Source organism: Mesobaculum littorinae, assembly GCF_004011175.1.
GTDB lineage: Bacteria > Pseudomonadota > Alphaproteobacteria > Rhodobacterales > Rhodobacteraceae > Tranquillimonas > Tranquillimonas littorinae.
This window is the reverse complement of sequence record NZ_RQXX01000002.1, coordinates 729506-753550: the sequence shown is the minus strand read 5'-3', so window position 1 is coordinate 753550 and position 24045 is coordinate 729506. Positions and strand designations below refer to the sequence as shown.

The following is a 24045-nucleotide window of genomic DNA, read 5'->3' as shown; positions in this document are numbered from 1 at the left end:
AGTAAGCGCACTGGAACGCATGTCCTTTTCATCGCGCCTGACTGGCGCAAAACAGGAATAATGTCCTACATCAGGGCCAGCAACCGGGAATGAGACGCATGAAGCATTTTCCGATCTTTCTGGCCGTCGAGGGCCGTCGCATCGTCCTTTCGGGCGGCGGCGAGGCCGCGCTGGCGAAACTGCGCCTGCTGATGAAATCCGAAGCCCGGATCGAGGTCTTCGCGACCGAGCCGGCGGAGGAGATCGTCGCATGGGCCGGGGCTGGCCGGCTGCACCTGACGCGCCGCGCCCTGCGGGCGGGCGACGTGGGCGATGCCGTGCTGTTCTACGCCGCCGACGAGGATGAGGGCGAAGACGCCCGCACCGCCGCGCTGGCCGAGGCCGAGGGCGCACTGGTCAACATCGTCGACAACCTCGAAGACAGCCGGTTCATCACCCCCGCCATCGTCGACCGCGATCCGGTGACCGTGGCGATCGGGACCGAGGGCGCCGCCCCCGTGCTGGCCCGCGCGATCAAGCGTGATCTGGAAGAGCGGCTTCCCGCAAGCCTCGGGATGCTGGCGCGCGTGGGCAAGGCCTTCCGCCCACTGGCCGACCGCCTGCCCTTCGGACGCCCACGTCGCGATTTCTGGTCCGATTACTATTTCGGTGCGGGTCCCCGGCCCGACACGCCCGAGGCGGCGCGCGCCGCGCTCGACACCCTGCTCGACCGTCACCTGGCGGCCGAGGCGCGGGCGGGCCACGTGTCCTTCGTCGGCGCAGGCCCCGGCGACCCCGAGCTTCTGACGATGAAGGCGCGGCGCCTGCTGCACGAGGCCGACGTGGTGATCCACGACCGGCTGGTGACGCCCGAGATCCTGGAACTCGCCCGGCGCGAGGCGGTGCTCGTCGCCGCCGGGAAAGAGGGCTTCGGCCCCTCGGTCGCGCAGTGCGACATCGACGCGATGATCGTGGAGCATGCCCGCGAGGGGCATCAGGTGGTGCGGCTGAAATCCGGCGACCCCACCGTCTTTGGCCGCCTCGACGAGGAGATCGAAGCCTGCGAAGCCGCGGGCGTGGGGTATACGGTCGTGCCCGGCATCACCGCCGCCTCGGCCGCCGTCGCCGGCATCGGGCAAAGCCTGACCAAGCGCGGCCGCAACTCCGAGGTGCGGTTCCTGACCGGCCACGACGTCGCGGGATTTGCCGACCACGACTGGCGTGCGCTGGCCGCGCCCGGCGCCGTCGCCGCGATCTACATGGGCAAGCGCGCCGCGCGGTTCCTGCAGGGCCGCCTGATGATGCACGGCGCCGATGCGTCAACGCCCGTCACGGTGGTCGAAAACGCCTCGCGCCCCGATCAGCGGGTGCTGACCACCACGCTGGCCGACCTGGAACCCGCGCTCAGCCGCGCGGCGCTTTCCGGTCCGGCGCTCACCTTCCTCGGCCTGGCCCCCCGCGCCGCAGCCGAGGTCCTGCACACGCAAGATCTGATGGAGGCCGCCCGATGAGCCGCCGCTTCACCCCGAAGGTCGTCACGGCCAACGCGCTGCTCGAAGGCGACGCCGTCTGGCTGGCCGCCGATGACAGCTGGGTCCGCGACATGACCCGGGCCGAGCTGCTGGAAGACGAGGAACACGCCAAGGCGCGGCTGGCGCTGGCCACGGGCCAGCCCGGGCGCGTCGTCGGTGCCTACCTCGCCGATGCCAAGGCCGGTCCCGACGGTCCGGAACCCACCCATTTCCGCGAGGACTTTCGCACCCGCGGGCCTTCGAACTACCCGCTCGGCAAGCAGGCCGGGGAGGATGCCCATGTATAAGTACAACGACTTCGACGAAGCCTTCGTGCGCGAACGCGTCGCCCAGTTCACCGAGCAGGTCGAGCGTCGCATCGACGGCTCCCTGACCGAGGACGAATTCAAGCCGCTGCGCCTGATGAACGGGCTCTACCTGCAACTGCACGCCTACATGCTGCGGGTGGCGATTCCCTACGGCACGCTGAACCCGGACCAGATGCGCCAGCTGGCGATGATCGCCGAACGCTGGGACAAGGGCTATGGCCATTTCACCACGCGCCAGAACATCCAGTTCAACTGGCCGCAGCTGACCGACGTGCCCGCGATGCTGGGCGCGCTGGCGGATGTCGAGATGCACTGCATCCAGACCTCGGGCAACACGATCCGCAACGTGACCGCCGACCACTTTGCCGGTGCCGCGAAGGACGAGATCGCCGATCCCCGCCCGGTGGCCGAACTGCTGCGGCAATGGTCGACCGACCACCCCGAGTTTCAGTTCCTGCCCCGCAAGTTCAAGATCGCCGTCACCGGCGCCGAACATGACCGCGCGGTGATCCGTGCCCATGACATCGGCATCCAGATCGTTGAGAACGACAAGGGCGAGCGCGGCTACCGTATCCTGATCGGCGGTGGCCTTGGCCGGACCCCGATGATCGGCAAGGTGGTCCGCGACTTCCTGCCCGAGGCCGACCTGCTGCCCTATTGCGAGGCGATCGTCAGCGTCTACAACCTGCTTGGCCGGCGCGACAACAAGTACAAGGCGCGCATCAAGATCACCGTGCACGAGACCGGCATCGACGAGATCCGCGCGATGATCGAAGATCGCTTTGCCCTGCTGCGCCCGACCTTCGGCGGCGGCGACCGCCAGATCTTTGCCGAGATCCAGGACGCCTTTGCGCCGCCCGTCTTCCGCGACGCGGACGAGGCGCCCTTTGTCGCCGCGCGGGCGGACGACCCGGTGTTCCGCGCCTGGGCCGACACGAACCTCGCCAATCACAAGCGGGACGACCATGCCATCGTGTCGATCTCGCTCAAGGCGCATGGTGCGACGCCCGGCGACGCCACCGCCGCGCAGATGCGCGCGATGGCCGACCTCGCCGAACGCTATGCCTATGGCGAGCTGCGCATCAGCCACGAGCAGAACGTGATCCTGCCGCATGTCGCCCGCGCCGACCTGCCGGCGGTCCATGCCGGGTTGAAGGAGGCCGGGCTCGCCACCGCGAATATCGGCCTGATCTCGGACATCATCGCCTGCCCCGGGATGGATTACTGCGCCCTGGCGACCGCCCGGTCGATCCCCATCGCGCAGGAGATCGCGACGCGCTTCGACGAGCTGAAGCTGGAGCACGACATCGGCCAGCTGAAGATCAAGATCTCGGGCTGCATCAATGCCTGCGGGCACCACCACGTGGGCCATATCGGCATCCTTGGCCTCGATCGCGCGGGCGTCGAGAACTACCAGATCACGCTGGGCGGCGACGGGACCGAGGACGCGGCCATCGGCACGCGCACCGGCCCGGGTTTCTCGGCGGACGACATCGTTCCGGCCGTCGAACGCATCGTCGGCGCCTATCTGGAGCATCGCGAGGGCGCGGACGAGCCCTTCCTGCAGACCTACAAGCGGCTCGGCATGGCGCCCTTCAAGGCGGCGCTCTACCCCGAGGCGCAGGAGAAGGCCAATGCCGCTTGATCCAGCACTGGGCACGCTCGACGAGCGTGCCGCCGACCTCAACCGCCGCTACGCCCATCACGGCGCAACGGCGGTGCTTGGCCATGCGCTGGCCGACCCGCAGGCGGGCGACATCGCGCTGGTGTCGTCCTTCGGGGCGGAATCGGTCGTGCTGTTGCACATGCTGTCGGTCGTCGACCGCACGGTGCCGGTGATCTTCCTCGACACGCAGATGCTGTTCGAGGAAACGTTGAAGTACCAGGCAGAAGTCGCCGAAAAGCTGCGCCTGACCGACCTGCGCGTCATCCGCCCCGACCCGGCCGAGCTGGCCGCGCAGGACCCCGACAATACGCTGCACCAGACGCTGCCGGACGCCTGCTGCACCCTGCGCAAGACCGTGCCGCTGGAGCGCGCGCTGTCGGGCTTTGACGGCTGGATTACCGGCCGCAAGCGGTTCCAGGGCGCCACCCGCGCGACGCTCGACTTCTTCGAGGCGGGCACCGACGGGCGGCTCAAGGTCAATCCGCTGGCGCACTGGGCCAAGGAGGACGTGCAGGAGTACATGGTGAACAACCGCCTGCCCCGGCATCCGCTGGTCGCGAAGGGCTACCCCTCTATCGGCTGCGCCCCCTGCACCAGCCGCGTGGCGGCGGGCGAGGATGAGCGGGCCGGCCGCTGGCGCGACAGCGAAAAGGAAGAATGCGGCATCCACTTCGTCAACGGCCGCATGGTGCGCGGATCGGCGGCCTGAACCCCTGCTCGCCCGCCGCCCGAACGTACCGACGCACGCAAGTGCCCCCGACATGACGGCAGGCCGGCCCTGCCCCGACACCCAAAGGAGGACGCGGAAATGAGCGTCATCGTCACCGACACGGGCTTCGGCCCCGAAACCTGGGAGGGCGGGTTCACCGACCTCGAGACGCTGGGCGCCTCGGAAGGCCGGCCCGATCCGGCGCCCGACCTGGCGCTCGACCTGCCCTCGGACACCGATCCCGCGGCGCTGGCCGACAGGCTGGACGCGATCGGGATGATCCGCGTCGATTTCCCCAGCTCTGCCGACGGTCGCGGCTTCACCATCGCGCGGCGCTTGCGGCTGATGGGCTTCGCGGGCCGCCTGCGCGCCCGGGGGCACGTGATCGCCGATCAGTATGCCATGGCGCGGCGCGCAGGGTTCGACGAGATCGAGATCGCGGACGACCTTGCCGCCCGGCAGCCGCAGGACCAGTGGCTGCGCCGCGCCGACTGGAGGTCTCATAACTATCAGGCCCGCCTGCGCGCCTGAGCCCTTGCGGCTGCGCGCCGCAGGGCACAGAACACGTCATACCGATAGGATTGAAGAGGACGGACCGGCCGCCGCGGTCCGAGATGCGCCATGAACCAGCAGACCGCCATGCCCCAGCTCGACACCAAAGCCCCCGCCCAGAAGACCCTGCCCGACGCCCAGACCGTGACCGAGGTCCGGCACTGGACCGACCGGCTGTTTTCCTTCAAGGTCACACGCCCCGCCAGCCTGCGCTTCCGCTCCGGCGAATTCGTGATGATCGGCCTGATGGGCGACCCCGACCCGGCGACCGGGCGGCAGAAACCGCTGCTGCGGGCCTATTCCATCGCCTCGCCGTCCTGGGACGAAGAGCTCGAGTTCTACTCGATCAAGGTGCAGGACGGGCCGCTGACCTCGCGCCTGCAGCACATCCAGCCGGGCGACCAGATCATCCTGCGGCCCAAGCCGGTGGGCACGCTGGTGCATGACGCGCTTCTGCCCGGCAAGCGGCTGTGGTTCTTCTCGACCGGCACGGGGCTTGCGCCCTTCGCGTCGCTGATCCGCGATCCGCAAACCTTCGAGGACTACGACCAGGTCATCCTGACCCACACCTGCCGCGAGGTGGCCGACCTGGAATACGGCCGACAGCTTGTCGAGGAGGTCCGCTCGGACGAGATGCTGCGCGAACTGATCGGCGACGGGCTGGACAAGCTCGTCTACTATCCCACCACGACGCGCGAACAGAGCCCCAAGATGGGCCGGATTACCGGCCTGCTGAAGGACGGCACCGTGTTCGCCGACCTCGGGATCGACCGTATCGCCCCCGAAACCGACCGTGCCATGGTCTGCGGCTCGCTCGATTTCAATGTCGAGATCAAGGGCCTGCTGGAAGATTTCGGCCTGCGCGAAGGCGCCAACAGCGATCCCAAGGAATACGTCGTCGAAAAGGCTTTCGTGGGCTAAACCGGGGCCCGCAGGCGGATTTTCCCGCAAACCGCCCCGGTTCTGGCGAATGCCAGTTGAACCGGGGCGGTGCGAAAGCTATTTTACTGGTCACAAGGTTGCTAGAAAAGGAATACACCCATCGCTCGCAGACCCCACAACGCCCCGCCGGTGCGCGACACCGGACCTCGCGTCAACGATCGCATCCGGGCAACAGAAATTCGTCTGATCGGCCCCGAGGGCGAAAACGTCGGCGTCGTCACGCCGCAGCGTGCACTGGACCTCGCCCAGCAGGTCGGGCTCGACCTGGTCGAGATCTCGCCCAACGCGTCGCCCCCGGTTTGCAAGATCATGGACTTCGGCAAGTTCAAGTACGAAACGCAGAAGCGGGAAAGCGAAGCGCGGAAGAAGCAGAAGATCATCGAGGTCAAGGAAGTCAAGTTCCGGCCCAACACCGACACCCACGACTACGACGTCAAAATGCGCAACGTGGTCAAGTTCCTTGAAAAAGGGGACAAGGTTAAGGTGACCCTGCGCTTCCGTGGCCGCGAGATGGCGCACCAGAACCTCGGTCGCGAACTGCTGGAACGCGTGGCGGACGACGTGAAGGAGATCGGCAAGGTCGAGAACATGCCGAAGATGGAAGGCCGCCAGATGGTGATGATGATCGGCCCCACACGCTGACGGGGCCGATATCGGGACCGCGGGGATCGCCCATCGCGCCCTGCAGAACCGCAGACGACCGGACCTGCCGCCCCGCGGCAGGTCTTTTCGTTTGTGCGGGTCGTGCTTGTACGATTGTCGGGCGAATGGCTCCTTAGTGCGCAAGGGCCTGCGTCACGAAAGGGCATTACCGCCGGGCACTTCTATCATGGCGCCCCGGGTGCGCCGCACCTCGGTCGAAGCATCCGCTCGGCGACGTGCCACACGACCGTCCGGCGCATAAGTGCGAGCTTGCGTCGGCCCGAGGACAATCTCCGACCGCGCGCTCTAGCCCTCTCGGGGGTGCGGGCGGGCGGGGCTTTCCTTCAGCAGGCCGCCCACGCCCATCGCGGCGATGGCGTCGTCGTCGACCGGGATGCCACAGGCGATGCGCTCAAGCACCCAGTCCGCGCCGTTCAGCGCGGGCGAGCGCGCACAGCCCGGCAGACCGATGACCGGACGGTCGTCCAGCTCGGCCAGAAACAACAGGTTGCCGGGATCGACCGGCATGCCGTAGCGTGTCAGCCGCCCGCCCGCGCCCACCACCGCGGCGGGCGCCACGTCATGCACGTCCGACGTGGCCGAGGCGGTCAGGATCAGCACCAGCTCGCCCGGCAGATCCCGCAGGGCCTGACGGATCGCCTCCGCGTCATGCGCCACCACCCGGGTTTCGGTCAGCTCCATTCCCAGGGCGTCCAGCCGCAGCGCGATCGCCGTCTCGCCCTTCTGCGGCGACGGACCCTGCCCCGGCATCTCGGTCAGGATCAGCCCCGCGCTGCGCAGGCGTACCGGCGCGATGGCCATCGCCCCCTGGCCCACTCCTTGGCCCGCTCCCTGACCCGCCGCCTCGGCCCGCTGCAGTGCGTCCCCATCCACGCCGTAAGAGATCACCTTGATCGTCGCGACCATGGTGCCGGCGGCGACCCGGGCAAAGGGCGGCAGCGTCGCCACGGTCAGCATGGGATCGATGCGATTCAGCGCGTTGACCGCCCCTGCGTCCAGCCGCAGGACACCCGGACCCGTGGCGTAGAGGTTCACGCGCCCCGTCGTGGCGTCGGTCACGCGCAGGCCAGCGGTGGCGGGATCTGGGACCAGCGCGGCGGCCAGCCGGGCGGCAGCGGCGTCCTCGCCCACCTCGCCGGGGTCCAGCCTTGCGGCGATGACCTGCGCGAGGCCCGCAGCCCGCAGCGCCGCGATATCGTCGCGGTCCAGCACACGGCCCTTGCGCAGCCGGCCGCCTGGAACGGCCTGCGAATGGGCGAGGATCGCGCCGGGCGCGTCCTCCAGCGGGAACGGTCCGAACCTCATCCCCGGCGTAGCCGCTGGGTCAGTTCGGCCATGATCGACACCGCGATTTCGGCCGGGGACCGCGCGCCGATATCCAGCCCCACCGGCGCGTGGATGCGCGCGATGCGCTCGGCCGGGAAGCCTGCCTCCTCCAGCCGCGCGACGCGCTTGGCATGGGTCCGCGTGGACCCGAGACAACCGAGGTAGAAGACCTCGGACCTCAGCGCGGCCATGATCGCGGGATCGTCAAGCTTGGGATCGTGGGTCAGCGTCACGACGGCGGTGCGCGCGTCCAGCCCGTGAGCGGCCAAAGCCTCGTCCGGCCAGTCGTCCAGCACGGCCCGGCCGGGAAAGCGGCTTTCCGACGCAAAGGCGCCGCGCGGGTCGATCAGCGTGACGTCGTAGCCCGCAAGCTCGGCCATCGGAAGCAGCGCCTGCGCGATATGTACGGCGCCCACCACCGCCAGCCGCAGCGGCGGGTTGTGGATGGCGACGAAGGTGCGGCCATCCTCCTCGAACCCCGAACGATCCATGCGGAACCTGTCGGGAAAGACGGCGGGCACCTCTGTGCGGCGGGCAAAGCTGTCGGTATCGACGACATAGGCCAGCGGCTGCCGCGCGGCCCGCGCCGCGACGATGCGCTCCAGCACGTCGGGCGACAGCGCGGCACCCACGGGTTCGACCAGGACCCTAATGCGCCCGCCGCAGGCAAGGCCCACGGCAAAGGCCTCGTCGTCCGAGACGCCGAAGTCGAGCAGTCGCGGCGCACCGTCGGCGATCGCCTCAAGCGCCTCGACCACCACCGCGCCTTCGACACAGCCGCCCGAAACCGATCCCGCGATCTCACCCTCGCCGGAAATGGCAAGTTGGCTGCCCACCGGGCGCGGCGCCGAGCCCCAGGTTTCGACCACGGTCGCGAGCGCCGCGCCCTGCCCGGCGGCATGCCAGTCGCGCGCGGTTTCGGGGATGGCGTCATGTGCGGCAGTCATTCTCGGCCTTCCTTCCATCGGGCTTTTCGGGCGCATCGGGAGCTTCGGGCACGAATGCTGCGGCAGGCGGCGCGGGCTGTCCATAGCCCGATGCGAGCCACCCGTCGTCCCGGCCCCACATGGAAACGCCCCGCCGTCAGGGCGGGGCGTTTCGCGGTCTGCATCATCGGACTCTACGGGCCTTCGCGGGCCCGGAGCCGGACAGATCAGTTCTGCGAGGCGGCGGTCCGCAGCAGCGGCGTGATCCGGCGCACCGTGGCGCGGCGGTTCTCCCGCTCGGCAGCTTCGGTCTGCACCTTCAGATACTGCTCGCCATAGCCCTGCACGACGAGGTTCTCGGTCGGCACGTCGAAATATTCGCTGAGCGCCAGCGCCACCGATTCCGCACGCCGGTCGGACAGGGCAAGGTTGTAGCTTGCGCCCCCCACGGCATCGGTATGGCCTTCGATCAGGAACACCTCGCTGGGGTTCTCGTCGATCAGGTCGGTCAGGGTGCGGCCAAGCTGCGTCAGGTCACGTGCTTGGTCGGGCTGAATCGCGGCCGAGCCGGTTTCGAACGTGATGTTGTTGAGATCGATGGCCGGGACCAGCGACCGCACCTCGGAGATGTTGCGCACCTGGCTGAGCGAGAAGCTGCGGCCGTAGTCCGCCTGCCCCTGCAGCGCCTGACGCAGCGATTCCTCGGTCGCATCCTGGGTGTTGAGCGTCGTCGCCTGCTGCTGGGCGGGCTGCAGCGTGGACACGTCGACCGGTTCGAAGGTCTCGGTATCGTCGATCAGCGTGTATTGCTCGCCCTCGGGGGTCACGCGGACACGGCGGACGACGCGAAGCTCGGCGTCGCGGATGGTGACGATGCGCGAGCCGTCGGGACGCAGGACCGTGGTGCGGGTCGAGCCGTCGTCGAAGGTTTCGGTCTGCACCTCGTTCCCGGGCTGACGAAGCAGCGCGTTGTCGTCCTTGATGACCTCGTAGGTACCGTCCTGACGCTGCACGACCACACGGTCGTCCGATTTCGTCACGACTTCGCGGTTGCCGCGCAGAAGCGACCCAACGGCGACCACGCCAGCGCCGGCGATCAGCGCCTTTTCAAGCGTCGAAAGCCCGCCTTCGTCGTCGTCGTCATTCTCGGCGCGCGCCTCGGCCTCGGCAGTGGCCTCGGGGCTTTCCTCGGACGAGAATTCGGTGTCGAAGTCCTCGTCGCTCGACCGCGAGTTCTCTTCGGTCACGACCTCGGTTTCGACCTCGGTCGCCTCGGCATCATCGGCGGCCGCAGCGGCGGGGGCCGCGGGCTGGTCTTCGGTGGCTTGCTCAGTCCCGTCCGTGTCGTCGCCATCCTCGGTGCCGAGGATCGCGCCGGCAGCGGCGCCCGCAGCGGATTCGGCCGCGGTTCCGGCATCGTCAGCCGCCTCGCCCAGCGCACGCTCAAGCTCCTGCACCTGATCGGTCGCCTCGGGCTGTTCCGAGGTCGTCTCGACTTCGGTGTCGACCTCGGTATCGCCCGAGGCTTCGGTGTCGGTCATGGTTGTGTCGGTCGCCGGGTCAGTCGCGTTCGGCGTGGCGGGATCCGCCGGATCCTCCACCTGCTCTTCGGGCGCCGGGGTATCGATCCCGGTCTCCGTGGTGGCGTCGACCTCGGCATCGCTCGCGTCGGTGGAGGCGTCCACGTCAGCCGTCGTTGTCGCCTCGACCTCGTTATCCGCGTCATCGCCGGTAATCGGTTCAACGGCCTCGCCGGGCATGTCCTCGGACATATCGGCGCCGTCCTGATCCTCGGCCACGCCCGAGGTTGTGCCTGGCTTGCCGTCGGGGTCAGCCTCAGTTTCCGTCTGCGACCCGGTGTCCGTCGCCGCGGGGTCGGCGGGCTCGACCGACGGTGCGGGCTCGGCGCCCTCTGCGGGGGCGGCGTCCTCGGCGATCGCCTCTTCGGCGGGCGAGGCCTGCTGGGTGTCTGCGTCGGCTCCGCCAGCTGCGCCAGCCTCGGTTTCCGACACGTCGGCATCCTCGGTGGTGGTGGCCGGGGCGGCTTCGCCCTCCGCGGCGGCTTCACCCTCGGTGTCACCGCAAATATCCGCGATGGCCTGCTCGAGCGCCGCGCCTGCTTCGCCGTTCGCGGCCTGCGCGCGCAGCGTTTCGCAGCGCGGATCCTCGTCGCCTGCTTCCTGTGCGCTCAGCGGCGCGGTGGTCGGCAGCGCAAGCGCCAGACTGGCCAGCAGCGCGGTGGTGGTGCGGAAACTCGTCATCTCGATATGCCTCGCATCATACGGGTGGTTGGCAGAAAGAACGACGGTCGGGCGCAGCCGGTTCCCCACGGCTCCGCAAGAGTGGCGGGGCTTGGCCGACCCGTGCCGCTGGCCCCGTCCCCGCCTAGCCCGTCCCCGCGGCGCGGCGGTAGAGCGCGACCAGCGCGCGCGCGGCCTCCGCCCCCGGGGCGGTGCTGCCGGCGGCCAGAAGCAGCCGCCCGTAAAGCTTGGCCATCGCCGGATCGCGCAGCAGATCGTCGAAGCACGCCGCCTGCCACGCGCGCGAAGACGTCTCGGCCACGGCGACCCCCGGCAGCGCGCGCAGGCGCGCAAGTTCGGCCCCGGTCGCGGGCCAGTGGCGCTGGATGCCGGTTTCCTCGACCATGTTGAAATTGCGCTCGACCCAGTAGGTCAGGTCGATCGGCTTGGCCGTACGGTTGGGCAGGCCGCGCCGCGCCTTGATCAGGAAATCCTCGGCCGAGCGGACCGAGTAATGGTTGAGCGCCGCCAGATCCGCGCCCTGCCCTTCGTCCCACAGAAGGATGCGCCCCGGGTCGGCGACAAAGTCGTCGGGCAGCGCCCGCCCGCTGCCGTCGACAAAGCGCGGCCGGGCCTGCGGCTTTTGCCGGGGACGGTGGACGCCGGGCTTCTGGAACGGCCCCGCGACGCGGTAGAGCGTCTTGAAGAACCCCGAAAGCGCGGGATAGAGCGCGTCCGGCACGATCGCCCGCGTATAGGCCCGAAGCGTCGGGGCCTGCGGGCGGCGGGCATGTCCGTCATGCCCGAAGAGCCGCCAGCGCAGGGCGATCGCGTCCGCCTCGCCGACCGCTGCGATCAGGTCCGGCAGCCCCGACAGCGGGGGCTTCAGGTGCACGAACTCGTCGCAATCCAGCACCGCGATCCAGTCCGCTGCCTGTGTCAGGGGATGGCGGGCGGCGGTCTTCAGCGCGCTCCACTGGGGCGTCTTGCCGGGCGCAACCTCGTTGCGGACATGGGTGACGATCCCCGCCGCGTGCAGGTGATCGAGAAGGACATCGGTGCCGTCGTCGCACCCGTTGGAAAAGATCAGGAAATCGCTCACGCCCAATGCGCGGTGATGGGCGATCCATTCCAGCAGGTGCGGCCCCTCGTCCCGCATCGCCGAGATCACAAGGATGCGCGGCGCCGTCATGCCGGCGTGCCGCACCAGTATTCACCGAACCTCTGCGCCAGCCGCGTCCGGGCCGAGGGAGGGAGCTGCGCGTCCAGATGCCGCTGCGCCTGCCGGAACTCGGGCCAAGGCGCGCCGTGCTTCAACTCGTGGTAATGCATCACGATGGTGCGGTCGCCACGGTCCTTCACCGGCCTGTCCGAGACCGAGTAATTGTAGTTCTGCCGCAGCACGTTATAGCCGATGCCCGCGCGTTCGCAGGCAATGGGAAGCGCGATCTGGTCGAGCCACGGACGCTTCTGCCCGATCCGCAGGTTGCGGTCGATCTCCTGCGCGGTGTCGCGCCAGATGTCGGCCAGCCGGGGGCCCGCCACGGCCCCGTCCCAGAAGCCCAGGAACCCCGCGTTGAAATAGGGCACGTAGTCGATACGCCTGCCGCGTGTCAGCGTCACCCGCGTGTCGGGCACCGGCAGGCCGAAATGGTCGTAGGCGCGCGGCCAGCGGTCGCTGTCATGGCCCCAGCTTGGCACGCCCTCGGGCACCGCGCTGATCTTGCCGGGTTTCATCAGCCCCGGCAGGCCGGGATCGCGACAGAGAATCGTGTCGGTGTCGAAAAAGAACGTCGCCTCGACCTCGCGCGGGGCGGCGGCGGCGAAGATCTTGTTGCCGTGCGGATAGGGCTTGTCCCAGAACCCGTCGGGCTGGGGAAGCTCGCGCGTCTCGACGCCCAGGTCGGCGTAAAGACCAAGCAGGTCGTCAGGCAGCTCGGGCGGCGGCGCCCCCGCCGCGCGGGGCAGGTAGGCGATCAGCCGGATCTCCGCCCCGGCATGGCGGCGAAAGGCGCTGACGAACAGCATCGATTGCGCGGCGAGCTTGTCGCCCTCGACCACGAAGATCGCGGCGAGACTGGCGCCGCCGGGATCGCCCGCATCCGCGCCGCCCGCGCTGCCCTCACCGGACACGGGAGCGGAGGTCATTCGGGCATGTCCGCGGCGGCGGTGCGATAGGCCGCGACCACGAGCGGATCGAGCGGCAGCCGGGCGACATAGCCCGCGGCCTTCAACACCCGTTCGAAGGCGGGAAGCTGCGCTGCCCGCGCGGCCCAGAGCCGCCCCGTCAGCGCCAGAAGCGGCGGCGCGTCGCGGCCCGAGGTCTTGAGCGCCTGCGCCAGCGTATCAGGCGACAGGGCATCGTCGCCCAGTACCAGGCAGGCCGGTGCGGCGGTGGCGAGCAAGGCGCCCAGCGCCTGCGGATCCTCGGCGGCGGGAGCATCCGACAGCACCAGCCGTTCGCCCTGCTCCAGCCCGTTGGCGGCGAAGAGCCGGTCGATGAAGAGCCGTCCGCCCGGATCGGACTGCTGCACGTGGATGCGCAGGTCGGGCCGGTCCTGCGCCAGGTGCGCGGCCAGAAAGCCCGAGCCCGCGCCAAGCTCGACATAGGTGCCGAACTCGGTGATCAGCTTGGGCAGGTTGCGGGCAAGGTTGCGCTCGAACTTGCCCTCGATGATCGACAACAGCGCGGGCGGCGTGAAGACGCGCGGATCGGCGGGCAGCCGCACGGTATGGTTCTGCGCCCATTCCATCGGCGGCTCGGCCGACATGTCGACGGGGCCCTGCACGTAGCTGTCGAGGGGCTGCACCTCGCGCGCCTCGGGCGGCTTGCGCTTTTCCTCGGCGCGCTTCGTCTCGACCCGTTTCTCGACATCCGACATCTTGGCGGCGATCTTCTCGGGGTCGCGTTCCTTGGGCGGCTTGGCCGAGACCTGGGTGATCGGCACCGCGCTGGCCTCTTCGAGCCCTGCGAGAAAGGCGGCATAGTCGGGCGTTGCCTTGACCTCGGCCAGACGCGCCTCGGCCCGGGCCAGCGCCGCGTGGTGCAGGCGGTTCAGCTCGGGGTCGGTCAGAAGCCCCTCGAAAATCTCCCGCCTGCGGGCGGAATAGCGCAGCATCGTGTCGTCGCGCACCTCGTTGCGGTCCTGCAGCGCCCAGTAGTCGGCGTTGTACTTGTCCTTCTTGTTGTTCACGTTGCCGCGGAACTTGCGCATCGCGTAGGCGTCGGCGGACTTGACCGCGTAATGGTTCATCTGCGCCCAGTCATAGCCCACGGTCCGCACGATCGACCGCCAGCCGCGGAACTTGAAATAGTCCTCCATCGGCCGGCCAGACCCATTCAGCCATTTGACCCCGTGCGGGAAATCGGTGTCGAGCACCTTGTTCTTCATGCTGGGACGGTGGATCCCAAGTTTCCAGACCTCTGGATCGAAGCGGAACAGCGTCTTGACGCCCCAGCCCTTGTTCCACATCGGCGGCGCGGCCATCAGGTACTGCTCGGTCACGAAGTCCCGCGACCAGTCGCGCACCCCGCCCGACCCGAAGATCCGCCAGGTGATGACCATGCCGTTGCCGCCCTCGGCCTCGATCGCGCCGATCAGGTCGTCGAGCGTGCCGTCGCCGTGGCGGATGCAGAGAAACTCGTCGGCGTCGAAGACCAGAAGCCAGTCGCTGTCCCCGACCTCGGGGTCGACCTGCGCGTGTTTCAGCGCCGAGGGCTGCGGCTTGATCCCGTCGGGGATGGTGTTGACGCGGTGCCGGGCAAGCCCGAGTTCCTCCAGCCGCATCAGCATCAGGTCGGTGCCGTCGGTACAGTCGTTGGTGAAGACCACGAGGTCGGTGAACCCCACCGCCATGTGATGGGCCACCCATTCCAGGACGTAGGGGCCTTCGTCCTTCATCATCGACACGGCGGTGACCTTGCCATGCGGGCTGACATGCCGCCTGGGAAGCCGCGGTTCCCGGGCCGCCTGCCCGTCCTGTCCGTCCTGGGCTTCGGGGGATGTCGTCGTGCTGCTGTCCAAATCAGGCCCTCGCTGCCCGCGAAATATCGGCGGGCCGCCGTGGTTTTTCCATTTTCGGCAACCATAACCGCAGCCCATGCGGACAGACAACTGTCCCGCCCGCCCCCTCGCGAAACTGGACGCGACGGGGGCATTCGGGACATAGTGGCACCAAACGCGCGGCCGTCCGATCCCCGGGCCCGCGACGAGACATGAGGCACAGCATGACACCCCCGGAACGGCGCCCGGTCGCATCCCTGTGGATCGGCGACAGACTACAATACCTCAACCAGATCTGTCTGGTCAGCCACGTGCAGCAAGGGCACCCCACGACGCTTTACTGCACCCACGAGGTATCGAACGTGCCCGAGGGCGTGACCGTCCGTCCCGCGTCCGAGATCATGGAGATCCCGCTCGACATCGTCGAAGAGACCTCGGCCAGCTTCCTGTCGAACGTCTTCCGCTACAAGATGATCCAGAAGACCGACGCGATCTGGATCGACTGCGATGCCTTCTGTCACCGCCCCTTCCCCGACGAGGGCGATCATATCTATGCCGGCCACGGATTTCGCGGCGCGCTGAACTGCGGTGTCGTGAAGATCCCCCAGAAGGGCGAGCTGATGGACCGGCTGCTGGACTACTACGACAACCTGCCCGACTACCCGGCCTGGTGGAACAAGAACCAGCGCAAGAAGATGGACAGGCTACACAAGAAAGAGCCCGACCTGCCGCACCCGGTGAAGATCTACAAGGCCGAGAGGACGTCCTTCGGCCCGCAGGCCTTCACCTACTTCACCCAGCAGACGGGCGACTACGACCGCGCGATGGCGCCCGAGGTGCTTTACCCCGTGCCGTTCCAGCTGAACGACATCTTCTACGATCCGCATGGCCGGGTCGAGGGCTGGTTCACCGACAAGACGCTGTCAGTCCACCTCTATACCAACGGCACGAAACCGTGGTGGCGCAAGAACCCGCCGCTGGAGAACTCCTACGCCTGGCGGATGTGCCGGCAGGTGGGGATCGATCCGGCGCAGGCGCTGGAGTAGGCGCATGGCCCCCCGTCTGACGTTTTTCTACATCGCCGAGCCCGAGGATTATCAGATCATGGCCTGCACGCTGCTGGCCTCGATCCGCGAACAGTTCGGGCCAGAGGTGGGCGCCGTGGGCTATTGCCCCGAGCACCGCTGGGACGACCTGCACCCGGCGGTCTTCAAGGCGCACGAGATGATGGGGGGCGAGCTGCGCCCGATGCGGACCGAGGGGATGTGGGACAGCCCCTACCCCCACGGCAACAAGATCATTGCCGCACTGCAGCCGCGCGACAGCGAATTCTCGGCCTTCGTGGACAGCGACGTGCTGTTCCTGCGGCCGAACTCGACCGCGGCGCTCTGCCGCGACGGCCATGTCTCGTGCTCGGTGGCGGCCTCGATGGTCTGGGCCGGGCAGGAGATCTGGGACGAGATCTACGGCGCGCTCGACATGCCCGTACCGGAAGAGCGCATCCACCTGATGCGCCGCTCGGCAGACCCCGTCGTGCCCTATTTCTCATCCGGCCTGGTGGTGTTTCCCGAGACCGGATCGCGGCAGGACGGGACGTCGCGGTTCCCCGACGTCTGGTACGACACCGCACGGATCGTCGACCGGATCGAGACGCTGGAGAACCGCCGCCCCTATCTGGACCAGATGACCCTGCCCGCCGCCATCCGCCGCGCCGGGCTTGCCTGGAACGAACTGCCGGAAGAGCAGCACTATATCCTCGGCGGCCGCCTGCGCGGCGAACCGCTGCCCGAGGATCGCGAAATCTACACCGTGCACTACCGCAGCCGCGGCATCCTGCGTGAAACCGGGCTGCACAAGCCCGCCAAGACCTACCTGAAAACCCATACCGGCGTCAGCTACGTCCGGCGCCTGACCGAGGATGCCGCCGAAGACACCGCCGAGAACACAACCGAGACCGCGGGCACCGCCGCCTCCTAGGCCGGCGGCCCGGGTCCTTCATGCCGTCCCGGCCGCGGGTCCGGATGGCTTCACGTCCAACATTAAGGCCCCGACATGCCCGACACGGACGATACCGCCCCGGCAAGCGCCCAAACCGAAGCCCAGGCGCAAAAGCTGATCAAGCGGCACGAACGCAACCTGCGCAAGGCCCGCGCCGAGGGGTTCCTCGACGGGATCTTGGCGATGCTGCGTCCCGGCGACCTCGCGCTGGACCTGGGCGCGAACATGGGCGAAATCACCCATGTCCTGGCCGATACCGGTGCCGATGTCTGGGCTTTCGAGCCCGATCCGTGGAGTTTTGCGCGCCTGAGCGACCGCTTCGGCGACCGGGCCAACGTGACGCTTTTCAACGCCGCGGTGGGCGCGCGTGCGGGCAGCGTCAGTCTCAAGCGCGCGGATAATTTCGACGCCAACCCCGAGGGCGCATCGGTCAAGTCCACGATCCTGCAGGGGGGGCGGTCGATGGATGACGACGGCGGCATCGACGTGCCGCTGCTGGATTTCACGCAGATCCTGGCAGATGCCTGCGCCCGCTACGGCCGCGTTCGCTTCGTCAAGATGGATATCGAGGGCGCCGAGCTGGAGATCCTGGAAACCATGGACGACCGTGACCTCTTCGACCATGTCGATTGCCTTGTCGCCGAAACCCACGAGAACAAGTTCAAGGCCCTGCGCCCGCGGTTTCGCGCCCTGCGCGCGGCACTTGGCGAAAAGTACCCCCCGCCCCGGGTCAATCTTGACTGGATCTAGGCGCGCATCCGCCCCGTTTGCGTCCCGCGCTTTGGAGAATGTCCAAAAATGGCCTATTCTAGGCATACCGCCGACCGGTTCGGCAACTATTCAGTCACGAATACAAGGTTGATCCGGGGCGATTTCGGCAGATGACGATTCTCGACAACTCCTTTGATGACGAGTTCGACGATGAGGACGACGATGACGAAGTCGACGCCGCGGATCTGCACGACTTTGCCTACGGCCTCAATCCCGCGCATTTCGTCCGGTTCGAGCGGCGCGGGCCGCAGCTTCTGGTGTCGTTCGACGTGGTCTACGACCGCGACGCCCCGCTGAAGGACCGGCGCGCCCGGCTCGACCCACTTGCCCACGACCACGACTGGTCGGTGCTGTCGCTGACCAGCCAGGGCAACACCTGGTTTCGCGCGCCCGAGATCGTGACCTTCTTCGACGCCTTGGTGGACGGCACGCTGCTGGACCAGTTCGACGACGTGCTGTTCTACGGCGCGGGGTCGGGCGGGCACGCCGCGCTGTCCTACGCCCTGACCGCGCCGATGAGCCGGGTGCTGGCGCTGGCGCCCCAGGCCACGCTCGACCCCCGCATGGCGTCCTGGGACACGCGGTTCCGCTCGGCCGAGGATATCGATTTCGCGTCCCGCTACCTGCCTTCGCCCGGCAATCTTGCCGCGTCCGAACAGGTCTATGTGGCCTTCGATCCGCTGCAGGAAGAGGACGCGCGCCACGCCGCGCTTCTCTCCGGCCCCACGACGCTGGAGCTGCGCTGCCGCCGGATGGGACCGCGGCTGGAGGATCGGCTGACCGAGATGGGCAAGCTTGACGATATCGTCGCGGCGGCGATGACGGGTGATCTGGATGGTCCCGGCTTCTATACCGCGCTGCGGACGCGGCGCGACGATTCCGCCTACTTGCGCCGCATCGTCGCCCGCCTGATCGAGGACGACCGCCCCTGGCTCGAGGCGCTGGTCGTGCGCAACATCGCGCAGCGCACCGGGCGGACGCGATACCTGCGCCGCTTCGAACGCCTCGCCGCCGAGCTTGAGGACATGGGCATGCCCGTCCCCCCCAGCCGCGCGGATGAGCCCGGGGACTGAGCCCCGCCTGCCGAAGGTCGGGCGCTTCTGGACCCGCGCTCCTGAGCCCACCGCGCGCCCCCACGGGGCGAGGTCGCGGCGTTCAGCGACCGGACCGCGCAGTCGACGACAACGCCGCCCGGGCCGTCGGGCGCTGCGGGCGCGGCGGTCAGCCCCGCGCCGGGGCCAGAGCCTGCGACAGGCAAAGGCCTGCGACGGCAGGCTTCGGCAGATGCGCCTCAGCCTTCGGTGAGGACTTGGGTCAGGATCTCCACTCCGCGTGTCAGCTGCGCCTCGTCGAAGGCGGAAAAGCCCAATACCAGGCCGTTCAGGCCCTCAGGCGCCAGCGGATAGGAGGACAGCGCCCGGCAGTCGATACCGGCCTCCTGCGCCGCCGCGGCGATGTCGCGGTCGCTGCGGCCGTCCAGCCTTTCCCCGGGCCGGCAGACGAGATGCATGCCCGAGCCCGCGTCCTGCGGCACCAGCCAACCGTCCAGACGGCTGCGCAACAGCTGCAGAAGGTGGCGTTGCCGCTGCCCGTAAAGCCGCCGCATCCGCCGAAGGTGGATCGCGAAATCGCCCGTCTCCATGAACCGCGCCAGCGCGGGCTGGGCGACCAGCGACGCCGACCCCGGATGCTGCGCACGGATCTTTGCGGCGTGGTCGACCAGTGCGGCGGGCAGCACCACGTAGCCCAGCCGCAGGGTGGGCGACAGCAGCTTTGAAAAGCTGCCGACGTAGACCACCCGCCCCGGCTCAAGGCTGGCCATCGCCGGCAGCGGCGCCCCGGCAAAGCGGAATTCGCTGTCGTAGTCGTCCTCGATCACCAGCCGGTCGCCCTCTGCGGCCCAGTCCAGCAGGGCCAGACGCCGGCCCAGCGGCATCGTCATGCCCAGCGGATACTGCCGTGACGGTGTGACCACGACTGCTGCCGCCCGCGACGACAGCCCGGCGGGATCGAGCCCCTCGTCATCCACGGCGAGCGGCGCACAGAGATGTCCCGCCGCCTCGAGCGTGTCGCGCATCGGACCGTAGCACGGCGCCTCGACATGGACGCGCGCGGCGGGCGGCAGCAGGCGCGCCAGCAGATCGAAGGCCTCGCCCGAGCCGCTGGTGACGAACACCTGCGCCGCGCGGCAGTGCATCCCGCGCCACGCGCCCAGATGCGCGGCGATCGCGGCGCGCAGCGCGAGCCAGCCAAGGGGATCGGCCCGGCCCAGCAGGGCGGGTTCGGGGTCGCGCCATGCATGCTCAAGCTGCCGCGCCCAGTGGCGATGGGGGAAGCGGGCCATGTCCGGCAGACCCGGGTCGAAGGGGCGCGGCCGCCCATCGGCGGGCATGGGCTCTGCGGGGCGGACGTCGGTGATGGCCGGCGCCGATCCCGCGGTCCCGCCGGAAGCTCTGCCGGCGTCCGCCCCGCGCGATACGCGGGCGGCCGGCGGCGCGTCCGTGGCAAGGGCCGGGCGTGGCGGCAGGTCGGCGGCGACGAAGGTGCCCGCGCCCTGCCGCGTCTCGACATAGCCTTCGGCCAGAAGCTGGTCGTAGACGCCCAGTGTCGTGGCCCGCGACAGGCCCAGATCGCGGGCAAGGGTCCGGCTGGCCGGCAGCCGCTGCCCGGGGCGGGCCGCGCCCGACAGGATCATCCCGCGCAGGGCGGCGCCCAGCTGTGCCTGCAACCCCACGGCCCCCGCCCGGTCGAGCCCGAGCGCCAACAGCGCGGCCTCGAAATTGGCCCTGTCTGATTTATCTGAACTGGTCATTTCTCAATGACCAATTTACCGGCAAACCGGCCCATGCAAGACATTTCTGCCCATGGAGCCCCCGATGCCAGACCGCCCGGAAACCGACGCCCCCGAGGATGCGCCACAGGATGTCCCCCGGGGCGCCCAGCTGTCGCGCACCGACCGCAGCCGCCTGCGCAGGTCGCATGCCCGCGGCAGTTTCGACCGCGATGTCGTGAACGCGATCCTGGATGCGCAGCCGATGTGTTCGGTGGGTTACGTGATCGACGGACGGCCCTACGTCACGCCGACGCTGCAATGGCGCGAGGGCGATCGCGTCTACTGGCACGGCTCTTCGGCGTCGCGGGCGCTGCGCGCCTCGCGCGAAGCCGAGGTCTGCCTGACGGTGGCGATCCTCGATGGCTACGTCATGGCGCGCTCGGGCTTCCACCACTCGGTCAACTCGCGGTCGGTGATGCTGTTCGGCCGGGCCCAGCTGGTGCCCGACGCGGAAAAGGAGCCGCGGCTCTGCGCCTTCGTCGACAGGCTCTGGCCGGGCCGCGCGGCGATGCTGCGCCCCAACACCGAAACCGAGCGCAAGGCGACGACGCTTCTGTCGATGCCCATTGCCGAGGGCAGCGCCAAAGTCCGCTCGGGCCCGCCGGTGGACGAGCCCGAGGATTACGCCCTGCCCCTCTGGGCCGGCGTGATCGAGGTCCAGACCCGCGCCACCGGACTGACCCCCGACCCCCGCAACGCGCCCGGCCTGACCCCGCCCGACCACCTGCGCCACTTCCGCCCCGTCGGCTGAGAGCGCCTTATCACGCAAGCGGGCGCTGCGTCGGGCGCCCGACGCAGCGCCCACCCCGCCCAGTGTCCCCCGCCTTCGGGGCCTGTCCGTTACAGACGCGCCGAGGCCGGCCCGACCTTGCCTCACCGTCCCGGCCTTCCTGCGCAGGCGACGGTCGTGGCCCGCTGCGGTTCGACCGCGCCGCGCCCCTCTCTTGCCGCGACCGCGGGGGCGGACGGGCTGCGCCCCCGCCATGTCAAGCGGCGCTGCATCCCGCGGCGCTCCGCCCTGCGGGCAGCCGCGTCGGTCGGCCGCCCGGGGTGCGAGGGTGCTATCCCAGTCCACCCGCGTGTTCGAGGAAGGCGACGATCTCGTCCATGCCCCGGCCGTCGCGCAGGCTGGCCATCACGAAGGGCCGCCCGGCGCGCGCGCTCTCGGTATCCTGCCGATACAGGACGGGGTCGATGCCCACATGCGGGGCAAGGTCGGTCTTGTTGACGATCAGAAGGTCCGACCGGGTGATCCCCAGCCCCTTCTTGCGCGGGATGTCCTGCCCGGCGGCCGTATCGATGACATAAAGCGTCAGGTCGGCCAGCTCGGGGCTGAAGGTGGCGGCAAGGTTGTCGCCCCCGGATTCGATCAGCACGAGGTCGAGATCGGGGAAGGCCCCGCGCAGGTCCGCGACCGCGGCGAGGTTGATCGAGGCGTCCTCGCGGATCGCGGTATGCGGGCAGCCCCCGGTTTCGATCCCGCGGATGCGGTCCGAGGGCAAGACCTGGGCGCGGATCAGGAACTCGGCATCCTCGCGGGTGTAGATGTCGTTGGTGACGACCGCCATCGAATAGCGCCCCGCCATCGCGCGGCAGAGCTCGGCCGTCAGCGTGGTCTTGCCGGCGCCCACCGGGCCGCCGATGCCCACCCGCAAGGGGCCGTTGGTCCGTGTTGCGTTCATCCCCGATCCCTCGTGACTGTCCGTCTCATGTCCTGAAATGCCGCACTGCCATCGTTTCGTGACACATCGCCGCAAGATCCGCCGCCGGCGTCGCCAGCACGATGTCGTCACAGCCCAGCCCGCGCGCCCGCGTCGCGGTGGCGGCGATCACCGGGGCCAGCGCCGCCAGCACGCCCTGCCCCGCGCTCTGCCCCAGGGGCATCAGCCGCACCGCCGCCGAGACGAGGTTGGCCGCAAAGGCCTGAAGATAGCGCGCGACGATCACGTCGGCCGGCAGATCCAGCCGCCGCGCCGCCCGGCCAAAGGCCACGGGGTAGGCCACGCCATCGGTGGGCACGCCGGCGGCCCCGCGATCCCGGCGTCCACCCGGCTCACCGTCTTGCCCCCCGTTTAGCGCACCCTCGCGGCGCCGGTCCCAGCTGTCTTCCCGGGCACCCTCCAGCCTGTCGAGATCATCCACCATCCGTGCGAAGGCCCGGCCCTGGTCGCGCGTCTCCTCCCACCGCTCGCGCGAGGTGGCGAGGGCCGCGGCCCAGTCGGCCACGTCCTCGCCGCGCAAGGTGGCGTGCACCAGCACCGCGTCGGCCAGCCCCGATCCGTCCTGCACCACCGCGGCGATCCAGGCGCGCAGGGCGTCGGGCCCGGTCACGTCGCCCGTGGCGATGGCCTGCTCCAGCCCGTGCGAATAGGCGTAGGAGGAAATCGGGAAGGCCGGCGACACCCATTGCGCCAGCGTCAGGTGATCGGTGTCAGCCACGCTGTTTCTTCGCCACGTCCTGCGGATCGCCCAGCGCAAGCAGCCTGCTTTCGCGCCAGAGCCGGATCGTGGGCTTGGCCGCGAAGAGGATCGAGCCGATCAGGAACAGCCACGTGCCCGGCGTCTGCCACGTCTCGAAGAAGAACATGACCGAGCCCACGACGAAACAGAGCGCCGCGCCGAAATCGACGATGGTGTAGGCGATTTCGGTATGCGCCCAGAGCTTGGCGTGGCGGTCGCTGACATGGCGGTTCTGCGGGTGGAATAGCTTCACGGATCCTCCTTGATCGGTGCGCCCGGCCGGCGGGGAGAGGTCGGCGCGACCTGCGTGTCGCCGCCCGCGGCATGGCTGTGGGTGTGATGATGTTCGGCGGCCCCGCTTGCGCCGTGGCTATGGCGGTGGTGCTCGGCCGCCTCTCCGGGGCCGTGGCTGTGCGGCAGCGTGCGGCCGGTGCCATAGGCGCCGCCCTCGGGCGTGAAGGGAGCCGAAACCTCGCGCAGGTCGGCGCCCAGCCCCGACAGCATCTGCGCCAGAACGTGGTCGGCCTGAAGGCGCAGGCAGTCCGCGCGCACCTCGCAGGGGGTGTGGCGGTTGCCGATATGCCAGGCGAGGCGGGCCAGCGACGGGCCGCGCACCTCGAGCAGCGGTTCGCACGCGGCAACGACGGCGATGTGCCGCCCGTCGTCCAGCACCAGTGCGTCGCCGTCGCGCAGGTCGGTCGTCTCGGGCAGGTCGACCAGCACGTCCTCGCCCGCCGCGGTGGTCACCCGCCGTCGCCGCAGGAAACGGGCCTCGTAGTCCATCTCGATATGGTCCGTTGGGGCGGCATGCGGGGTCGTTTGCCGGCCACCCTGCGGGCCCGCCTGCCCGGGCGAGGCGGGGAGCCCGTCGCGGCGCAATACGACGTGGGCGCGGGGCAGATCGGTCATCGCCGCACCGTCGCGCCCGAGATACGGGGTGTCGTATCGGATGGGGTCATCGCCCGCCTCCCCTTGCCTGCCGCCCGCGATCGCCTGCGGACCCGGTCACATGAAATTCCCCCAAGGCGCCGGATGCAAGGCCGCCGCCGCGACAGCCGGCACCTCGCATGGCTGCCGCGGGCCAGGGTCCGGACGGGGCGCTTCGGGCCAGGAGGGGCGGGCCGGGGGCGACGGGC

At 69.3% G+C, this 24045-nt stretch carries 23 protein-coding genes; 12 read left to right on the top strand and 11 right to left on the bottom strand.

Annotation, left to right across the window (positions count from 1 at the left end; genetic code table 11):
• Window positions 1-98: 98 nt before the first annotated feature.
• The 7 genes from cysG to infC all read left to right on the top strand — a co-directional run bounded on the left by cysG (window position 99) and on the right by infC (window position 6330).
• Complete coding sequence (gene cysG, locus EKE94_RS08220) at window positions 99-1490, top strand: siroheme synthase CysG (protein WP_127906100.1); 1392 nt, start codon at window positions 99-101, stop codon at window positions 1488-1490.
• Window positions 1487-1798 carry a DUF2849 domain-containing protein gene (locus EKE94_RS08215; protein WP_127906099.1) on the top strand — a complete coding sequence of 104 codons (312 nt, stop codon included), beginning with the start codon at window positions 1487-1489 and terminating at the stop codon, window positions 1796-1798. The genes cysG and EKE94_RS08215 overlap by 4 nt, the downstream gene beginning before the upstream one ends.
• Window positions 1791-3464 carry a nitrite/sulfite reductase gene (locus EKE94_RS08210; protein ID WP_127906098.1) on the top strand — a complete coding sequence of 558 codons (1674 nt, stop codon included), beginning with the start codon at window positions 1791-1793 and terminating at the stop codon, window positions 3462-3464. The genes EKE94_RS08215 and EKE94_RS08210 overlap by 8 nt, the downstream gene beginning before the upstream one ends.
• Window positions 3454-4194 carry a phosphoadenylyl-sulfate reductase gene (locus EKE94_RS08205; protein WP_127906097.1) on the top strand — a complete coding sequence of 247 codons (741 nt, stop codon included), beginning with the start codon at window positions 3454-3456 and terminating at the stop codon, window positions 4192-4194. The genes EKE94_RS08210 and EKE94_RS08205 overlap by 11 nt, the downstream gene beginning before the upstream one ends.
• A gap of 99 nt (window positions 4195-4293) precedes the next feature.
• Entirely contained in the window at window positions 4294-4725 is a 432-nt protein-coding gene (locus EKE94_RS08200; protein WP_127906096.1) for a DUF934 domain-containing protein, read from the top strand.
• A 90-nt stretch (window positions 4726-4815) separates the two neighbouring features.
• Window positions 4816-5667 (top strand): ferredoxin--NADP reductase, encoded by an 852-nt coding sequence (locus EKE94_RS08195; RefSeq protein ID WP_127906095.1) that lies wholly within the window; start codon window positions 4816-4818, stop codon window positions 5665-5667.
• Window positions 5668-5817: 150 nt separating this feature from the next.
• Window positions 5818-6330, top strand: coding sequence for a translation initiation factor IF-3 (infC, locus tag EKE94_RS08190; protein ID WP_328590473.1), 513 nt, complete (start codon window positions 5818-5820; stop codon window positions 6328-6330).
• 306 nt (window positions 6331-6636) lie between these two features.
• Here infC and EKE94_RS08185 read toward each other — a convergent pair whose 3' ends face one another.
• The 6 genes from EKE94_RS08185 to EKE94_RS08160 form a co-directional block, all read right to left on the bottom strand.
• Window positions 6637-7656: a molybdopterin-binding protein gene (locus EKE94_RS08185; protein ID WP_127906093.1), complete on the bottom strand. Its 1020-nt coding sequence runs from the start codon at window positions 7654-7656 to the stop codon at window positions 6637-6639.
• Window positions 7653-8624, bottom strand: a complete 972-nt coding sequence (locus EKE94_RS08180) for an XdhC family protein (RefSeq protein ID WP_127906092.1) — start codon at window positions 8622-8624, stop codon at window positions 7653-7655. Before EKE94_RS08180 ends, EKE94_RS08185 begins: the two co-directional genes overlap by 4 nt.
• Before the next feature lie 206 nt (window positions 8625-8830).
• On the bottom strand, window positions 8831-10864 hold the full coding sequence (locus EKE94_RS08175) for an OmpA family protein (RefSeq protein WP_127906091.1): 2034 nt from the start codon (window positions 10862-10864) through the stop codon (window positions 8831-8833).
• 124 nt (window positions 10865-10988) lie between these two features.
• Window positions 10989-12035, bottom strand: coding sequence for a glycosyltransferase family 2 protein (locus EKE94_RS08170; protein ID WP_127906090.1), 1047 nt, complete (start codon window positions 12033-12035; stop codon window positions 10989-10991).
• The gene (locus EKE94_RS08165) at window positions 12032-12991 is read right to left on the bottom strand and encodes a hypothetical protein (RefSeq protein ID WP_127906089.1); all 960 of its coding nucleotides are present in this window, start codon (window positions 12989-12991) and stop codon (window positions 12032-12034) included. The genes EKE94_RS08170 and EKE94_RS08165 overlap by 4 nt, the downstream gene beginning before the upstream one ends.
• Entirely contained in the window at window positions 12988-14868 is a 1881-nt protein-coding gene (locus tag EKE94_RS08160) for a glycosyltransferase family 2 protein (protein WP_235855937.1), read from the bottom strand. Before EKE94_RS08160 ends, EKE94_RS08165 begins: the two co-directional genes overlap by 4 nt.
• A gap of 203 nt (window positions 14869-15071) precedes the next feature.
• On the opposite strand from EKE94_RS08160, the gene EKE94_RS08155 reads away from it, so the two are divergent.
• The 4 genes from EKE94_RS08155 (at window position 15072) to EKE94_RS08140 (ending at window position 18689) form a co-directional block, all read left to right on the top strand.
• Window positions 15072-15893, top strand: a complete 822-nt coding sequence (locus EKE94_RS08155) for a hypothetical protein (RefSeq protein WP_127906088.1) — start codon at window positions 15072-15074, stop codon at window positions 15891-15893.
• A 4-nt stretch (window positions 15894-15897) separates the two neighbouring features.
• Window positions 15898-16824 carry a hypothetical protein gene (locus tag EKE94_RS08150; RefSeq protein ID WP_235855936.1) on the top strand — a complete coding sequence of 309 codons (927 nt, stop codon included), beginning with the start codon at window positions 15898-15900 and terminating at the stop codon, window positions 16822-16824.
• A 75-nt stretch (window positions 16825-16899) separates the two neighbouring features.
• A complete protein-coding gene (locus tag EKE94_RS08145) occupies window positions 16900-17595 on the top strand; it encodes an FkbM family methyltransferase (RefSeq protein WP_127906087.1) in 696 nt (231 codons plus the stop codon).
• Between the two features lie 131 nt (window positions 17596-17726).
• A complete protein-coding gene (locus EKE94_RS08140; RefSeq protein ID WP_127906086.1) occupies window positions 17727-18689 on the top strand; it encodes a phosphoadenosine phosphosulfate reductase in 963 nt (320 codons plus the stop codon).
• A gap of 218 nt (window positions 18690-18907) precedes the next feature.
• Here the strand turns inward: EKE94_RS08140 and pdxR are convergent, their stop codons facing one another.
• The gene (gene pdxR, locus EKE94_RS08135; protein ID WP_127906085.1) at window positions 18908-20428 is read right to left on the bottom strand and encodes a MocR-like pyridoxine biosynthesis transcription factor PdxR; all 1521 of its coding nucleotides are present in this window, start codon (window positions 20426-20428) and stop codon (window positions 18908-18910) included.
• Between the two features lie 64 nt (window positions 20429-20492).
• Between pdxR and EKE94_RS08130 the strand changes: the two genes are divergently transcribed.
• Complete coding sequence (locus tag EKE94_RS08130; protein ID WP_127906084.1) at window positions 20493-21200, top strand: pyridoxamine 5'-phosphate oxidase family protein; 708 nt, start codon at window positions 20493-20495, stop codon at window positions 21198-21200.
• Window positions 21201-21510: 310 nt separating this feature from the next.
• On the opposite strand, the gene ureG is transcribed toward EKE94_RS08130, so the two are convergent.
• Genes ureG through EKE94_RS08110 form a run of 4 tightly spaced genes read right to left on the bottom strand, consistent with a single transcriptional unit; the run spans window position 21511 to window position 23818 of the window.
• The gene (gene ureG, locus EKE94_RS08125) at window positions 21511-22131 is read right to left on the bottom strand and encodes an urease accessory protein UreG (protein ID WP_127906083.1); all 621 of its coding nucleotides are present in this window, start codon (window positions 22129-22131) and stop codon (window positions 21511-21513) included.
• 25 nt (window positions 22132-22156) lie between these two features.
• Entirely contained in the window at window positions 22157-22888 is a 732-nt protein-coding gene (locus tag EKE94_RS08120) for an urease accessory protein UreF (RefSeq protein ID WP_127906082.1), read from the bottom strand.
• Window positions 22881-23162 (bottom strand): YrhK family protein, encoded by a 282-nt coding sequence (locus tag EKE94_RS08115; protein ID WP_127906081.1) that lies wholly within the window; start codon window positions 23160-23162, stop codon window positions 22881-22883. Before EKE94_RS08115 ends, EKE94_RS08120 begins: the two co-directional genes overlap by 8 nt.
• The gene (locus tag EKE94_RS08110) at window positions 23159-23818 is read right to left on the bottom strand and encodes an urease accessory protein UreE (RefSeq protein ID WP_127906080.1); all 660 of its coding nucleotides are present in this window, start codon (window positions 23816-23818) and stop codon (window positions 23159-23161) included. The genes EKE94_RS08115 and EKE94_RS08110 overlap by 4 nt, the downstream gene beginning before the upstream one ends.
• Window positions 23819-24045: the final 227 nt, after the last annotated feature.

What these genes read in the sequence shown, in the direction of transcription:
- EKE94_RS08180 (WP_127906092.1), bottom strand. Translation starts at nt 8,624, where the DNA reads ATGACTGCCGCACATGACGCCATCCCCGAAACCGCGCGCGACTGGCAT.
- EKE94_RS08205 (WP_127906097.1), top strand. Translation starts at nt 3,454, where the DNA reads ATGCCGCTTGATCCAGCACTGGGCACGCTCGACGAGCGTGCCGCCGAC.
- ureG (WP_127906083.1), bottom strand. Translation starts at nt 22,131, where the DNA reads ATGAACGCAACACGGACCAACGGCCCCTTGCGGGTGGGCATCGGCGGC.
- pdxR (WP_127906085.1), bottom strand. Translation starts at nt 20,428, where the DNA reads ATGACCAGTTCAGATAAATCAGACAGGGCCAATTTCGAGGCCGCGCTG.
- EKE94_RS08175 (WP_127906091.1), bottom strand. Translation starts at nt 10,864, where the DNA reads ATGACGAGTTTCCGCACCACCACCGCGCTGCTGGCCAGTCTGGCGCTT.
- EKE94_RS08200 (WP_127906096.1), top strand. Translation starts at nt 4,294, where the DNA reads ATGAGCGTCATCGTCACCGACACGGGCTTCGGCCCCGAAACCTGGGAG.
- EKE94_RS08140 (WP_127906086.1), top strand. Translation starts at nt 17,727, where the DNA reads ATGACGATTCTCGACAACTCCTTTGATGACGAGTTCGACGATGAGGAC.
- EKE94_RS08130 (WP_127906084.1), top strand. Translation starts at nt 20,493, where the DNA reads ATGCCAGACCGCCCGGAAACCGACGCCCCCGAGGATGCGCCACAGGAT.
- EKE94_RS08210 (WP_127906098.1), top strand. Translation starts at nt 1,791, where the DNA reads ATGTATAAGTACAACGACTTCGACGAAGCCTTCGTGCGCGAACGCGTC.
- EKE94_RS08195 (WP_127906095.1), top strand. Translation starts at nt 4,816, where the DNA reads ATGAACCAGCAGACCGCCATGCCCCAGCTCGACACCAAAGCCCCCGCC.
- EKE94_RS08145 (WP_127906087.1), top strand. Translation starts at nt 16,900, where the DNA reads ATGCCCGACACGGACGATACCGCCCCGGCAAGCGCCCAAACCGAAGCC.
- EKE94_RS08185 (WP_127906093.1), bottom strand. Translation starts at nt 7,656, where the DNA reads ATGAGGTTCGGACCGTTCCCGCTGGAGGACGCGCCCGGCGCGATCCTC.
- EKE94_RS08155 (WP_127906088.1), top strand. Translation starts at nt 15,072, where the DNA reads ATGACACCCCCGGAACGGCGCCCGGTCGCATCCCTGTGGATCGGCGAC.
- EKE94_RS08165 (WP_127906089.1), bottom strand. Translation starts at nt 12,991, where the DNA reads ATGACCTCCGCTCCCGTGTCCGGTGAGGGCAGCGCGGGCGGCGCGGAT.
- EKE94_RS08170 (WP_127906090.1), bottom strand. Translation starts at nt 12,035, where the DNA reads ATGACGGCGCCGCGCATCCTTGTGATCTCGGCGATGCGGGACGAGGGG.
- EKE94_RS08215 (WP_127906099.1), top strand. Translation starts at nt 1,487, where the DNA reads ATGAGCCGCCGCTTCACCCCGAAGGTCGTCACGGCCAACGCGCTGCTC.
- cysG (WP_127906100.1), top strand. Translation starts at nt 99, where the DNA reads ATGAAGCATTTTCCGATCTTTCTGGCCGTCGAGGGCCGTCGCATCGTC.
- EKE94_RS08110 (WP_127906080.1), bottom strand. Translation starts at nt 23,818, where the DNA reads ATGACCGATCTGCCCCGCGCCCACGTCGTATTGCGCCGCGACGGGCTC.
- EKE94_RS08150 (WP_235855936.1), top strand. Translation starts at nt 15,898, where the DNA reads ATGGCCCCCCGTCTGACGTTTTTCTACATCGCCGAGCCCGAGGATTAT.